Below are 13,599 nucleotides of genomic sequence, written 5' to 3' on the forward strand. Positions count from 1 at the left end.
GAGGAGTCGACGCCGCTCGAAACCGGCCCGCGGTTCCCGTCGCGCCGAACCCGTGAGACAGCTTAACACGATCCGGAGCTTACCGTGGCGTATGCCGGCAGAACAGAGCGGGGAAGGCGTACAGCTGACGAACATATCGGCCGGACAGCCGGTGTACGACGCCGACGGCAACGAGCTGGGGACGGTCCGGGGTGTCGACGACGCCGGCTTCTACGTCCTCGCGGGCGAGGGCGCCGGCGCGGTGACACTCGACGAGGCGCGCGACATCTTCGGCAAGGCGTACGTGATGTGGCGCTGTTGGGAGTGCGGCGAGATGGGACGGATCGAGGGCAACCTCCCCGAGAACTGCCCGAACTGTGACGCACCCCGCGAGGAGCTGTACTACTGGGCCGAGGACTGACCGGGGGATCACGAACGGGCCGCACGGGCCCGAACGACGACCACCGAACCGCTCTTTTCGACGCACGCTCATCCGCGTCCATGGAGATCGTCGTGTTCGGCGCGGGCGCGCTCGGGAGCATGGTGGGCGGGATACTCGCGCGCGAACACCACGTCACCCTCGTCGCCCGCGACCCGCACGCCCGGCGGATCGCCGGACAGGGCCTTCGCGTCGTCGGTGAACTCGACGCCCACACTCGACCGCGAGCGACGACCGCCCCCACGCCCGAAGATCTGACCTGCGATCTCGTGCTCGTGACCGTGAAGGCCTACGACACGGACGAGGCGGCGCGAACACTCGCCACGGGCGATCCCGAGCTCGTCTGTTCGCTCTCGAACGGCCTCACCGAGGAGACGCTCGCGGGGCACCTCGGCGACCGCGTGCTCGCCGGGTCCGCCACCTACGGCGCCGAGCTCGTCGGCCCGGGCGAGGTCCGCTGCACCGGGGTCGGACGGATCCACGTCGGCGAGTTCGCGGACGAACGGCTCGACGGCGACGAGGCAGGCGGAGCGAGCCGTCGGGCCGAGCGCGTCGCCGCCGCGTTCCGCGAGGCCGGACTCGACTGCACGGCCGACCCGGAGATGCCACGGCGACGCTGGGAGAAGCTCGCCGTCAACGCCGGCATCAACGCCGTGACCGCGCTCGCGCGCGTTCCCAACGGGGCGCTGGCGGACGCGCCGGGGCGTGCGGTCGCCCACCGCGCCGCCCGTGAGACCGCGCGTGTCGCTCGTTCCCAGGGACTCGACCTCGCGGACGACGAGGCCGTCGCCGCCGTCGACACCGTCGTCCGGGAGACCGCGGCCAACCGCTCGTCGATGCGGCAGGACGTCGAGTCGGGGAGTCGAACCGAGGTCGACGCGATCAACGGCGCCGTCGTGGACCGCGGCACGGCCGCGGGGATCGACACGCCGACGAACCGGACGATGGCCGACCTCCTCGGGACGTGGGAGCGGGAGCGGATCGAGGAGTGAGCCGAACGCGGATGAACCGCAGTAGGTTCTCCGAACGCCGGCTACCGCTGGCGATCGCTCGATAAAAGTGAGGTCTGGAAAGAATCGCTGTACTGAAGCCCGAATCGGAGCTTATTCTACGTAGCCCAAGTCGCGAAGTCGCTCGGTCGCCTCGTCGTCCATCTCGTCGAGCGAGTCGTCGGTCACCTCGGCGTCGGCGGCGCCCGTCCACGCGCCGCCGGCGGCCGCCTCGAACTCGCCCAGTTTGGCTTCCGCCTCGGCGACCCGGTCGTCGTCGCCGTCGGCGAGGTCGCTGTCCTCCTCGGGGTCCTCGTCGAGTCGGAACGCCTCGTCCGGGATCCGGTCGATGCGAACGTACTTCGCGTTCGTGGCGCGGGACGCGCGCATCCGCGAGTAGAAGCGCGAGTCCTCGGGCAGCTCGATCCCCGCGCTCGACGCCTTCTCCTCCAGTTGCTTCAGTTCGACCACGGGCCGGGAGTACTCCACGAAGCCGAACTCGCCCTCCGGCGACGCGAGCTGTCCCGGGTCGCGGTCGGCCTCGTCGACGCCGGCGAACTCTCGGTAGTCGGCCGAAAGCAGCGAGCGCGTGCGGTCGAGGGCGACCGCCTCCTCGCCCGCGGCTGCGGACTCGCCGCCCGCCACGTCGAGCGTGTCGAGCACCGTGTGGTAGGTGTCGATGAGTTCCACGGTGTCCTCGCGCCGGTCGTCGTCGAGCCCCGGGTGCTTGACCATGAGCGGGACGTTGATCAGCTGGTCGTACAGGCAGAACTCGTGGCCGTACAGGTCGTGTTCGCCGTGGAGCTCGCCGTGGTCCGCACAGACGACGACCGCGGTGTCGTCCCACCGGTCGGTCCCCTTCAGCCAGTCGAACAGCCGGGTGAGCTGGTCGTCGATGTGCGCGATCTCCGCGTCGTACAGTCCCCGGATCGCCTCCCACTCCTCGTCGTCGATGTCGCGAACGCCGGCGTTGTACTCCTTGGAGTTCTGGCACACCTCCGTGGAGTCGACGCCCGGGGCGTACTCGTCGACGTACTCCTGCGGCGGGTGATACGGGAGGTGGGCGTCCATCAGGTTGATGAACGCGAACCAGTCGTCGCCGTCGGCCTCGCTTTCGTCGATGAAGGACTTGGTGCGGTCGATCACCGCGGGCGTCTTCGAGTCGGCGCCCTCGCCGCTCGCGAGGTACTCGTGGGCGACGTTGCCCAGCGAGACGAGTTTGTCGGCGACCGTCCGGAGCGCCTCGTTGTCGTTCATCGCCTTCCAAGCCCTCGCGAGCGGTCCCGACAGGAGGTCGCCCGGCATCACCTCGAAGAAGTTGTCCTGATCGTCGAACCCGTCGGTGAGATGGGTGTACGGCGTGATCCATGCGTTCGAGGAGTAACAGGCCGTGCGGTATCCCGCCGCCGAGAGCGTCTCCGCGAGCGTCGTCGCCCCCTCGAGATAGGGGTTCTCCTGATCCGCGCCGTGGCGGTGTGGGTACATACCGGTGAACAGCGACGCGTGTACCGGGAGCGTCCACGGCGCGGGCGCGACCGCGTTCTCGAACACCGTCGCCTCCTCGGCGAAGGCGTCCAGCCCAGGCGTGGTCCCGCCGTCGTAGCCGTACGGCCCGAGCCGGTCCTTCCGGACCGTGTCGAGCACGACGAACAGCACGTTCTCGGGCGAGTCGTCGCTCATGTCCCTCGGGTCCCGCTCGCGAGTAATCCCTCTTCTGGTCTGCACGCCCCGACGTGGCCGGACCGGTCACAGCGTGATTCGATATCGCGGTATCCGATTTACGACCGTCGAGCGCTGTCGGCGTGCGACACGACGAGAACGGCCGAGAGACGGGCGCACGGCTCAGAGATCAACGGATCGCGTCGCCAGATACCCCGGCGAGCGAGGAGCGGGTCGCTATGGGTTCGAAGACGAAAGAGAGAGAACTGAGACGGGTCGCCCGATCAGAACGGCGCCTGCGGCCCCTCGTCGTCCTCGCCGTCCGAGGACTCGCCGGGGAACGAGGGGGACATTCCGTCGTCGGAGTGCCCCATGCCGCCGAGGTCGCCGTCGGCGCCCGACCCCATGCCGGTGTCGGCGACGACCTCCTTGATCTCGGGGATCTCCTTGGTCATCCGGGACTTGATCGCCTGGATCGTCATCGGCGAGATGCCGCAGCCCGAACAGGCGCCGCCCAGCGAGATGTGGACCTCGCCCGTCTCGCGGTCGAGATGCTGGATGGCCGCGCTGCCGCCGTGCATCTGGATCTGCGGGAAGTTGCGGCGCAGGAAGTTCGTCACGCGCTCGCGCAGTTCGTCCTCGCCGCCGTCGTCCTGAGAGTCGGCGCTCATTACCCCTCGCTTGGCGGCACGAGGGTTTCAACCTTGTGCTCGGCGCGGTTTCGCCCTCCCGCGATCACCGTTCCTCGGGCGGCTCGAGGTCGAAGACCCGGTACAGCTCCGACTCGATCTCCGCGACGTACCGATCGAGCGTCTCCGTCAGCTTCTCGTCGTCGACGACGATGGCCGTCAGCCGCTCGGTCGGGTTCTCGGGGAGGCCGACGGTGAACGTTTCGCTGTCCTCGTCGTAGAACGGCTCGGACTCGTTGAGGATCTGCTGGTCGATGGCGTGGATCAGTTCCGAGTCGAACCGGTCGTTCATCGTCTCGAAGGCGTTCTTGTACGCCCGCTGGAGCTCCGAGAAGTAGTTCGCGTACTTGTCTTCGAACAGTTCGGGGTCGAACTCGGCCATTATCGGACGATCCGCGGGGATCGGTGTAAGGGCGACGGTCGGCGTCGATAAACTCGATATCGCGATATCGAATGGAGGATCGTCGGGCCAGCGAACCGCAATCGAGCAGGCGGCGACTCACCCGCGCGTTCAGTCTCGTTGTCCCGCCGCGATCAGGCACTGCGGGACTCCCGGGAGTCGTGACCCGTTCGAGCCGACGTGTACCGCCCCGGGTCGGCAGTACTCGGGGCGAGGGACCGCTGCACGCCCGACGGACTCCGTGCGCACGATAGACCCCATCCTGGTGGTGGACGCTATCGGGAGTCGGGATGGTCGGGCGTTGCCGAACGTGTGTGCTCGGGGTCGCCGAGGACGGAACAGCGTCAGACCAGCATCAGGGCGGCATCCGAACGGCGTCGGGGCAGCGTCAGAACGTCGTCCACGCCGTCGCCGCCTGCGTCCGGTTTCGGACGCGGAGTTCGCGCGCGCCGTTCTCCTCGCGGGTGTTGATCACGGTGTCGAACGGCTCGTACATCGTGTGCAGCGTCTGTTCGTCGTGCATCGTGGAGTTGATCACCGCGATGGTGGTCCAGCCCTCGTCCTGCGTCTGGCGGGTGAGCACGCGAACGAACTGGTAGACGTCCTGTGGGTCGAGGTACATCAACAGCTCCGACAGCGAGTTGATGCCGACGCCGACGGGCCCCTCCGTCTCGCGGAACGCCTCGTACAGGTCGGTGAACTTCATCCCGATGTCCGTGATGTTCTTCGGGGAGGAGGCGTACCTGACGAGTTCGTCGTCGAGGAGGTCGCCGCCCCGCTGCTTGGAGACGCAGTCGACCACGCCGACCGACTCGGGCGCGACGCCGGCGACCTCCGCGTAGTCCGCGCGGGCCTGTTCGGCGGGGTCGCCGGTCGTGATGAGGACGCCACGATCGCCGGCCTCCGCCAGTAGACGGAGCATGAGCGTGTACTTGCCGGTCATGGGCGGACCGGCGATGAGGAGACTCTCGCCTCCCCCGCCGCTGTCGAGCGACAGCGGGGCGTCCTCCAGCATACGCGTCAGCATGCGTCGGACAGCTAAAACCTTTGTCCAAACGGACGGAAACGGCAGTTCAGGTCGGCGGAAGCTCACGGGCACCCTCCATCACGATCGATCGGGCGGTCGCGTTCGTCGCTCGGTCCCGGCGACGCCGCTGCAGCCCCGCTCGCCGGTGCAGTCGGGGGGATCCACAGTTGTCGGTCCGAGTCGAAGCGGGAGCGGGATCGCCGCCCCGGATCGAGGTGCGCCCCTCGGATCGACCGGCGCGGGGTCACGACTCCTCATCCGGATATCCGGAGGTAGGGGCCGACCCGAGGAGCGCGGGGAACCCGAGCGCGTCGAGGTCCTTCCCGCCGTCGAGCAGTCCCGCGCGGTCGAACGCCGACGGAAAATCGGTGGCGGAGATCGCCTGACCGGCCGACGATCCGTCCGGGGAGCCGTCGGAGTCGGAGGGGTCGCCGGACGGGCCGGCGCCCTCGATCAACTGCCTCCAGACGGCGTCGCCGTCGGCCGCCTCGCTGTCGGAACGGATCACCTCGGCCTCGTGTTTCCCCTCCTGATACGCGAGGTCGATGATGCTGCGATCGTAGGACGTGTCGAGCGCGTCCCGGAGGCGGTCGAACTCCTCGCGGTTCTCGTAGCCGAAGGCGGCCGCGACGCCGAGCGCGTACGCCCGACGGATCGCCTCGGCTCCGGAGATATCCTCCCAGTCGGTCCCGAGTCGGTCGTCGTACATCAGTGAGTTACCGTCGATTCGTCGCCGACGACGAGGCCGTCGTCGGTGAAGCTGAGGTCCTGAATGTCCGTGTTCACGTCGGTGCCACGCATCTTCACCACCTGAACGCCGCGGCGCATCCCCTCCTCCTCCATGTAGTTGTGGAAGAAGACGACCCCGTGGGCCAGGAAGTGTTCGTCCGCGTACGCGGAGGGGTCGGTCATCTCGGAGATGAGGTACGTCGTCGCCCCGGTTCGCTTGAGCGCGGAGAGGAACCGCATCGTCGTGTCGTCGTCGTCGTCGAGGAGATACCGGAGCAGCATCGTCGAGTCGATGACGACGCGGTCGATGTCGCGCGACTCGACGAACGAGCTGATCCGGTTGGTGACGCTGTTGACGTCGCGGCGATCCCCGGGCATGCCGAAGAAGCGCTTCCCCTCCGAGGAGAAGGCGTCGAGGAACGTGATCGAGCCCGAGTCGAGCGCCTCGGCGAACCCGAACTCGTAGTCGGCCATGTCCCGCTCGAGGTCGGCCCGGCTCTCGTGCATGCTGATGAACAGACAGCGCTCGCCGTTGGCGGCGCCCTCGGCGATGAACTGTGCTGAGAACGTCGTCTTCCCGCTTCCGGGCGGGCCACAGACGACGTAGAGCCGTTCGGCCGGGAGTCCCCCGCCGACGAGGTCGTCGAATCCCGAAACGCCGCTCGAAACGCGCATATCAGACCACGGAACGAGGGGTCGGATAAGGACTGCTCCCCGATATTCAACAGTGATACCGGCGCGGGGACGCGCTCACTCCGTGCGCGGCTCCACCCAGACCACGAACCGGTCGTCGCCCTTCACGATGCCGCGGACGGAGTCGTCGCCGGCGGTCGTCGCCTCGTCGACCTGATCGGCGGAGACATCGCGCACCTGATACACCTCGTCGACAACCCAGCCGACGGTGCCGCCGTCGTCCACCTCCTCGGGGTCGAACACGATGATACGCTCGCGGGCGCCCGTGCCGGTGACGCCGAGCAGCGTCTTCGGGTCGATGATCGTGGTCGTCTTGCCGCGCAGGTCCATCACGCCCTCGACGTGTCGCGGCGAGTTCGGGATCGCCGTGAGGTCGCCCGCGTCGACGATCTCGTCGATGTAGGCGATGTCGAGGCAGTACGTCTCCTCGCCGAGCCCGAACTCCAGGACCTGCGTCGTTTCCTCCGCGTCGACGGCGTCCCCGTCGGCTGCGCGCTGACTGCTTGCCATATCAGTTATCCTCGGATCCGTTCGCTTAACGGTAGCGCACGAGCTATCAGCAGTGAAATTCGGGACGGTGACTTCAATAACGGCGTATCGGTATGCGAGGACATGATTCGAGACGCCGCACGGCCGGCTGGGGGTTCGCCGTGAGCGCGCGGGCGCCGCGGACGGTTGTAGTGGACGACTCGCGGTTCATGCGGGGACTCATCGCGGACATCCTGGAGTCGGGCGGGGTCGAGGTCGTCGGCGAGGCGGCGGACGGCCGCGAGGCCCTGTCGGTCGTCGCCGACGTCGATCCCGACGTGGTGACGATGGACGTCGAGATGCCCGAGATGAACGGGATCGAGGCGGTCGAGCGACTGATGGCCGAGAACCCGACGCCGACGCTGATGCTGTCGGCGTACACCGCCGAGGGCGCCGAGGAGACGTTCGCGGCGCTGGACGCGGGCGCGGTCGACTTCTTCGCCAAGCCCGGCGGCGAGGTGTCGATGGGCGTCTCCCGACTGGAGGAGCAGCTCGTCGACACCGTTCGATCGGTCGCCGGGGCGGACGTCTCGCGGGCGGGGCGACGCCGACGGACGGAGGCCGCGACGGCCGCCACGAGCGGGGCGGCCCCGTCGTCGCCGGACGCGTCGTCGGCCGGCGGTTCGACCGACGCGACCGTCGAGCCGAACACGACGCTGATCATCGGCTCGTCGACCGGCGGGCCGGACGCCGTCGAGCGGGTCGTCTCGGCGCTTCCGGGCGACGCCGACATTCGCGGCGTCGTCGTCCAACACATGCCGGAGGCGTTCACCGGACGGTTCGCGACCCGCCTCGACGACGCCTGCGAGCTCACGGTCCGGGAGGCCAAGGACGGCATGCGGATCGGACGGGGCGAGCTGGCGGTCGCCAAGGGCGGCCACCACCTGGAGATCACGAGCGCGCGGGACGGTCGGCTCAGACTGTCCGTGATCGACGAGGAGCGCGGCGAGGGGGTGCGTCCGTCGGTGAACGTGACGATGCGGTCGGCCGCGGAGGTGGTCGACGATCCGTTGATCGGGGTGATCCTCACGGGAATGGGTGGCGACGGCAGCGACGGGGTACAGGCGATCTCACGGGCCGGCGCCCGCGTGCTCGCGCAGGACGAGGAGTCCTGCGTGGTGTACGGGATGCCCAAGCGCGCGGCCGCCACCGGGGCGGTCGACTCGATGCTCCCGTTGGACGACATCGCCGCGGGAATCACGGGTGAGCGCGCATGAGCGAGGCGCACGTCCGCGCGTTCGTCCGCGAGTCTGAGGAGGGCATCACGGAGCTGAACAACTCCCTGCTCGCGCTGGAATCGGACCCGGACGACCCGGAGGCGATGGACGCCATCTTCCGGACCGCCCACACGCTGAAGGGGAACGCCGCGGCCATGGGCTTCGGCGACTTCTCCGGGCTCGCACACGCGATGGAGGACCTCCTCGACGAGGTCCGCGACGGCGACATGGCCGTGTCGGGGGCCCTGATGGACCGCCTGTTCGAGGCGGTCGACCTGCTCGACGCGATGCTCGGGGAGATCGACGAGTCGGGCGACACGAGCATCGACCCGAGCGGGGTGGAGGAGGACCTCCGGGTGCTGGCCGAGGAGGGTGCCGAGGCCCTCGAGACGGATGAGGCCGAGGAGGCTTCCGACGGCGACGGCGACGACGGGTCGGACGCTGACGACGAGAGTTCGGACGGCGACGCGGTCGCCGGCGGCGACGGCGAGGACGAGGACGACAACGGCGCTGGCGATACCGGCGACGACACGGCGGTCGTGGAGGCGGCGTTCGACCACGACCTGTCGCCCGGCGACGACGAGGGCGTCTATCGGGCCCGCGTCGATCTGGGCGACGCCGACATGCCCGGTATCGACGCGATGTTCGTGTTGGAGGCCGTCGAGGACGGCTTCGACGGGACGGCCTGCGACCCCGACCGCGAGGCGATCGAGGAGGGCGAGTTCGACGACACCTTCGACCTGTACGTCGTCGCCGACGCGGGCGCGACCGTCGAGGCCGGCGTCGACGCGGTGAGCCAGGTCGAGGCGGTCGAGGTCAACGCGGTCGACCCGGCGCCCGGCGACGACGCCGGCACCGACGTGGGCGACGACGCCGACGACACCGCCTCGACGGCGACCGACAGCGAGGCGTCGGCGGAGCCGCCCGCCGCGGATGCCGCGGACGACGATAGCGACGACGGCGACGCCGACGGCTCCCCGTCCGACGCCGCCGAGAGCGGGGAGTCGAGCACGTCGTCGTCGGACAACATCTCGTCGGTTCGGGTCGACGTGGAACAGCTGGACGACCTGTACGGACTGGTCGAGCAGCTGGTGACGAGCCGGATCAAGCTCCGCCGCGAGATGGAGGAGGCCGACATCGACTCGGACAACCTCGACGAGCTGGACAAGATCTCGACGAACCTCCAGGACACGGTGATGGACATGCGGCTCATCCCGCTGTCGGCGGTCGTCGACACGTTCCCCCGGCTCGTGCGGGACCTGGCCCGCGACCAGTCGAAGGACGTGAACTTCGACATCGACGGCCGCGACATCGAGCTGGACCGCACGATCCTCACGGAGATCCGCGACCCGCTGGTTCACATCCTCCGCAACGCCGTCGACCACGGCATCGAGTCGCCCGAGAAACGGGAGGCGGCGGGGAAGGACCCGACCGGCACCATCGAGCTGCGGGCCGACCGCGAGCGCGACCACGTCACCATCGTCGTCGAGGACGACGGCGGGGGCATCGAGGCCGACGCGCTGCGCGAGAAGGCCGTCGAGGAGGGCGTGAAGTCCCGCGCCGAGGTCGAGGCGATGTCCGACTCCGAGGCCCGAGAGCTCGTCTTCCATCCGGGCTTCTCCACCAACGACGAGGTGACCGACGTGTCCGGTCGCGGCGTCGGGATGGACGTGGTCCGGACGACGGTGAAGGACCTCGACGGGAGCGTCACCCTCGACTCGACGCCCGGTGAGGGGACGCGCTTCGAGATCAAGCTGCCCGTCACGGTCGCCATCGTCCGCGTGATGTTCGTCGAGGTCGACGGCGTCGAGTACGGCGTCCCGATCAAGAACATCGCGGAGGTGAGCCGCGCCGACGGCATCGACGTGGCCCACGGCGACGAGATCGTCCGCCACGACGGCGAGATCTACCCCGTCCTCAGGCTCAGCGAGGTGCTCGGGACCGCCGGCGCGGCCGGCGCTGCCGGCGCGGCCGGGCCCGACGACGCCCTCGCCGACGGCGGGCACGACCACGACGCCGGCCGGGACCACGACGTCGGGGGCCCGGGCGGCGACGGGGGCGGCATGCTCCTCCGGATCCACGACGAGAAGCGCCCGGTCGCGCTCCACTGCGACGACGTGCTCCACCAGGAGGAGGTCGTCGTGAAGCCGCTGGAGGGGATCCTCTCGGGGATCCCCGGGCTGTCGGGGACGGCCGTCCTCGGCGACGGTGACGTGGTGAGCATCCTCGACGTGGAGACGCTCGGGGGGCGGCGATGAGTCGCACGCGCGGCGGCGCCGGCGACCTGCAGGGCGTCATCGACTTCGTGGAGGACCGCGTCCCGTTCGAGCCCGGCTACTACAACGAGGCGTACCTGGGCCGGCGGATCGCCGCACGGATGCAGCGACGCGACGCCGAGGATCACGCGGAGTACCGCGCGATCCTCGAGGACGACGACGAGGAGCGCGAGGCGCTGCTGGACGCGCTCACGATCAACGTCACCGGGTTCTTCCGCGACCCCGACATGTGGGCGGACCTTCGTCCGGTGTTGCGGGAGCTCTCCGAGGAGAACGGGCGCGGCGGCGTCGACGTCTGGAGCGCGCCCTGTGCGGACGGCCGCGAGCCGTACTCGCTGTCGATGCTCGCCGCCGACGACGACGAGGTGAACGAGCGCCACCTCCGGATCACCGCCGTCGACATCAGCGAGGAGGCGCTCGACGCCGCCCGCGCGGGCATGTACGAGACGACGCGGACGACGGACATCGGGGACGAGCTGTCGCCGCTGTCGGACCCCGAGGCGTACGTCGAACAGCAGGAGGACGTCTTCCGGGTTCGCGAGTCGGTCCGGTCGCGGGTCACCTTCGAGCCGTACGACCTCATCCGCGACGGGCCGAAGGCGGACATGGACCTCGTGTTCTGTCGCAACCTCCTCATCTACATCGACAGCGAGTACAAGGGCCGGCTGTTCGAGACCCTGCGCGAGTCGATCCGGCCCGGCGGCTACCTCGTGCTCGGGAAGACCGAGACGGTCCCGCCGGACATGCGAGAGTCGTTCGAACCGGTCGCGAAACGCAGTCGGATCTACCAGTACACGGGATAATGTCGCTGTACACGCTCGCCCGCGACGGGGACATGGAGCAGCTCGCCGACACCGCCAGAAACAGCGACAGCGCCGCGGTGCGCCGGCGGGCCGCCGAGATGCTCGGCGACGTGGGCGATCCCGACGACGACCGGACGGTCGACGTGCTCATCCACCTCGCCCGGAACGACGAGGCGGACGCGGTCCGCGCGGCGGCGGTCGACGGCCTCGACGAGTTGGGCGGCAACGGGCTCGAGCGGCTCATCGCCAAGGAGACCGGCGTGGATCCGAACGCCGCCGACTGGGCCGCGGTCCGGGCGTTCGTGAAGGTGCTCGGCGGCGCGAACATCCCCGAGTACCGGATGGCCGCGGCGAACGCGCTCGGACGGATGGGCGACGAGGACGCAGTCGGGCCGCTGGCGAAGCGCCTCGACGACCCGGACGCGAGGGTGCGCGAGCGCGCGTGTCTCGCCCTCGGACGCATCGGCGACCAGCGTGCGGTCGGACAGCTGAAGGGGCGACTGGACGACGATCACCCCGCGGTGAAGTCGGCCGCCGCGGACGCGCTCGGCACCATCGCCAGCGGGGAGGCGCTCTCGGCGCTGTTGGACCTGCTGGACGACGACAACCCGAGCCTCCGGCGGCTCGCGGCCTCGGCGCTCGGCAACGCCAGTTCCGCGAAGCCGGTGCCGAAGCTGGCGGGGGCACTCGAGGACGAACACGACACGGTGCGCAGGGCGGCGGTGTTCTCGATCATCGAACTGCTCGCGAACGCGCCGACCAAGCAGAGCCACGCCGTGCGCGACGCGGTCGTCTCCGAGCTGCAGGACGCCGACGACGAGACGGTGACCGGCCCCCTCGTGGAGATCCTGGAGGACGCGACACAGGTCCGTCAGCGGCGCAACGCCGTCTGGTTCCTCGGACGAGTGACGAGCACGGAGCCGCCGGACCACGTGCTCGACGCGCTGGTCGACTCGCTCGACGACGACGACAAGATGACCGCGCAGTTCGCGGCGACGAGCATCACCAACCTGGAGGGGCTCGCGGTGGAGTCGACGCTCATCGATCTGGTGAACGACGACGACGCGTCGGTCGACGCGCGGGCGAAGGCCGCGTACGCCCTCGGCGACGTCGGCGGCGACCGCGCGAAGGAGACGCTCGACGCGATCACCGACAGCGACGTGGACAAGCAGATACGAAAGCGGGCGTTCGCGTCGCTGTCGAAGCTCGGAGGTGTTAGACAGTGAGCGACAGCAGGCAGCGGAACGGCGGTGGTGGACAGGCGGCCGAGGACGAGGAGTACAAGGTCGCGGACACCCGTGGCAGGTTCGCGCAGGCGATGAAGGACGGGCGGAAGCTCAACGACGTCGGGTGGACCAACGGGCGGATCATCCTCTCGAACAAGCGGGTCGTCCTGGTCGGAAACGGCGGCAAGCGGACGTTCGCGCTGTCGTCGGTCGACGACATCGGCGGCCGGTACGACGCGAACCAGGAGATCCAGCGCGTCTCGAGCTACCTCAGCCTCCGCATCGGCGACGACGTGTTCCTCATCGCCGCCGAGGACCACGAGGAGTTCCGGACGGACGTGTACCGTGCGTTCCTCGACCGCAAGGTGATCAAGGCACGTCACCCCGCGATCAGGGGCGGCGTCGTGCAGGACACCGAGTGGGAACAGGCCCGCGTCAAGGTCGAGGCGGAGGGGATCTCCGTCGCCCAACAGAGCGGCGCGTTCGTTCGGCTCGAGCTCGACGACATCGGGACGCTCGAGGAGACCGAGCGCACCGTGATGGGCGAGAAGGCGCCGGTCATCGAGGCCGAGCACACCGACGACGAGGGGACGAGCGTCCAGACGTACCTCTCGGGCAGGCCGTGGATGGTCGCGGTCATCAAGTCGTACCTCGGCGAGGGTCACGACCGTAACCGCGGCGCCGTCGAGCTGTCCGAGTCCGAGCGCGAGGTGCTGATGGCGCTGTACTCGGGCGTCTCCTCGTTCGAGGTGCCGAACTTCCTCGGGATGGAGGTCGACCGGGTCGAGGAGATCTTCGAGCGGCTCATCGAGGCGGAGGTGCTGGAGGAGGTGCGGACCCGCCGCGAGGTCGCGCTGGAGCCCCGCGGTCGCAACATCGCCAGCGAGGCGATGAACGAGCAGTGAGCGGCGCGGGCGGGGGATACCTCCCGGCGTGCGTCGCTCG

General features: G+C 69.3%; 14 protein-coding genes. 7 read left to right on the forward strand and 7 right to left on the reverse strand.

Going from position 1 to position 13,599, the window contains the following annotated elements:
• The first annotated feature begins 91 nt into the window (after positions 1 to 91).
• Positions 92 to 400: a DUF7130 family rubredoxin-like protein gene (locus tag GRX01_RS15985; protein ID WP_159669915.1), complete on the forward strand. Its 309-nt coding sequence runs from the start codon at positions 92 to 94 to the stop codon at positions 398 to 400.
• 80 nt (positions 401 to 480) lie between these two features.
• Entirely contained in the window at positions 481 to 1,410 is a 930-nt protein-coding gene (locus GRX01_RS15990) for a ketopantoate reductase family protein (protein ID WP_159669918.1), read from the forward strand.
• A 111-nt stretch (positions 1,411 to 1,521) separates the two neighbouring features.
• On the opposite strand, the gene GRX01_RS15995 is transcribed toward GRX01_RS15990, so the two are convergent.
• The 7 genes from GRX01_RS15995 to GRX01_RS16025 all read right to left on the reverse strand — a co-directional run bounded on the left by GRX01_RS15995 (position 1,522) and on the right by GRX01_RS16025 (position 7,114).
• Positions 1,522 to 3,087, reverse strand: coding sequence for a sulfatase (locus GRX01_RS15995; RefSeq protein ID WP_159669921.1), 1,566 nt, complete (start codon positions 3,085 to 3,087; stop codon positions 1,522 to 1,524).
• 263 nt (positions 3,088 to 3,350) lie between these two features.
• Positions 3,351 to 3,737 (reverse strand): NifU family protein, encoded by a 387-nt coding sequence (locus GRX01_RS16000; RefSeq protein WP_159669924.1) that lies wholly within the window; start codon positions 3,735 to 3,737, stop codon positions 3,351 to 3,353.
• Between the two features lie 64 nt (positions 3,738 to 3,801).
• Positions 3,802 to 4,137 (reverse strand): DUF5783 family protein, encoded by a 336-nt coding sequence (locus GRX01_RS16005; RefSeq protein WP_159669927.1) that lies wholly within the window; start codon positions 4,135 to 4,137, stop codon positions 3,802 to 3,804.
• A 406-nt stretch (positions 4,138 to 4,543) separates the two neighbouring features.
• Complete coding sequence (locus GRX01_RS16010; protein ID WP_159669930.1) at positions 4,544 to 5,170, reverse strand: RAD55 family ATPase; 627 nt, start codon at positions 5,168 to 5,170, stop codon at positions 4,544 to 4,546.
• Between the two features lie 256 nt (positions 5,171 to 5,426).
• On the reverse strand, positions 5,427 to 5,891 hold the full coding sequence (locus tag GRX01_RS16015) for a hypothetical protein (protein WP_159669933.1): 465 nt from the start codon (positions 5,889 to 5,891) through the stop codon (positions 5,427 to 5,429).
• Complete coding sequence (locus tag GRX01_RS16020; protein ID WP_159669936.1) at positions 5,891 to 6,586, reverse strand: RAD55 family ATPase; 696 nt, start codon at positions 6,584 to 6,586, stop codon at positions 5,891 to 5,893. Before GRX01_RS16020 ends, GRX01_RS16015 begins: the two co-directional genes overlap by 1 nt.
• A gap of 75 nt (positions 6,587 to 6,661) precedes the next feature.
• On the reverse strand, positions 6,662 to 7,114 hold the full coding sequence (locus GRX01_RS16025) for a chemotaxis protein CheW (RefSeq protein WP_159669939.1): 453 nt from the start codon (positions 7,112 to 7,114) through the stop codon (positions 6,662 to 6,664).
• A gap of 170 nt (positions 7,115 to 7,284) precedes the next feature.
• On the opposite strand from GRX01_RS16025, the gene cheB reads away from it, so the two are divergent.
• The 5 genes from cheB to GRX01_RS16050 are packed head-to-tail and all read left to right on the forward strand — an operon-like array spanning position 7,285 to position 13,559.
• The gene (gene cheB, locus GRX01_RS16030) at positions 7,285 to 8,349 is read left to right on the forward strand and encodes a chemotaxis-specific protein-glutamate methyltransferase CheB (RefSeq protein ID WP_321168164.1); all 1,065 of its coding nucleotides are present in this window, start codon (positions 7,285 to 7,287) and stop codon (positions 8,347 to 8,349) included.
• Complete coding sequence (locus GRX01_RS16035; RefSeq protein ID WP_159669945.1) at positions 8,346 to 10,607, forward strand: chemotaxis protein CheA; 2,262 nt, start codon at positions 8,346 to 8,348, stop codon at positions 10,605 to 10,607. The genes cheB and GRX01_RS16035 overlap by 4 nt, the downstream gene beginning before the upstream one ends.
• Positions 10,604 to 11,428 carry a CheR family methyltransferase gene (locus tag GRX01_RS16040; protein WP_159669949.1) on the forward strand — a complete coding sequence of 275 codons (825 nt, stop codon included), beginning with the start codon at positions 10,604 to 10,606 and terminating at the stop codon, positions 11,426 to 11,428. The genes GRX01_RS16035 and GRX01_RS16040 overlap by 4 nt, the downstream gene beginning before the upstream one ends.
• Positions 11,428 to 12,654, forward strand: coding sequence for a HEAT repeat domain-containing protein (locus GRX01_RS16045; RefSeq protein WP_159669952.1), 1,227 nt, complete (start codon positions 11,428 to 11,430; stop codon positions 12,652 to 12,654). The genes GRX01_RS16040 and GRX01_RS16045 overlap by 1 nt, the downstream gene beginning before the upstream one ends.
• On the forward strand, positions 12,651 to 13,559 hold the full coding sequence (locus GRX01_RS16050) for a CheF family chemotaxis protein (RefSeq protein ID WP_321168165.1): 909 nt from the start codon (positions 12,651 to 12,653) through the stop codon (positions 13,557 to 13,559). Before GRX01_RS16045 ends, GRX01_RS16050 begins: the two co-directional genes overlap by 4 nt.
• The last annotated feature ends 40 nt before the right edge of the window (positions 13,560 to 13,599 follow it).

This window comes from Halobaculum saliterrae, from assembly GCF_009831625.1.
Taxonomy (GTDB): domain Archaea; phylum Halobacteriota; class Halobacteria; order Halobacteriales; family Haloferacaceae; genus Halobaculum; species Halobaculum saliterrae.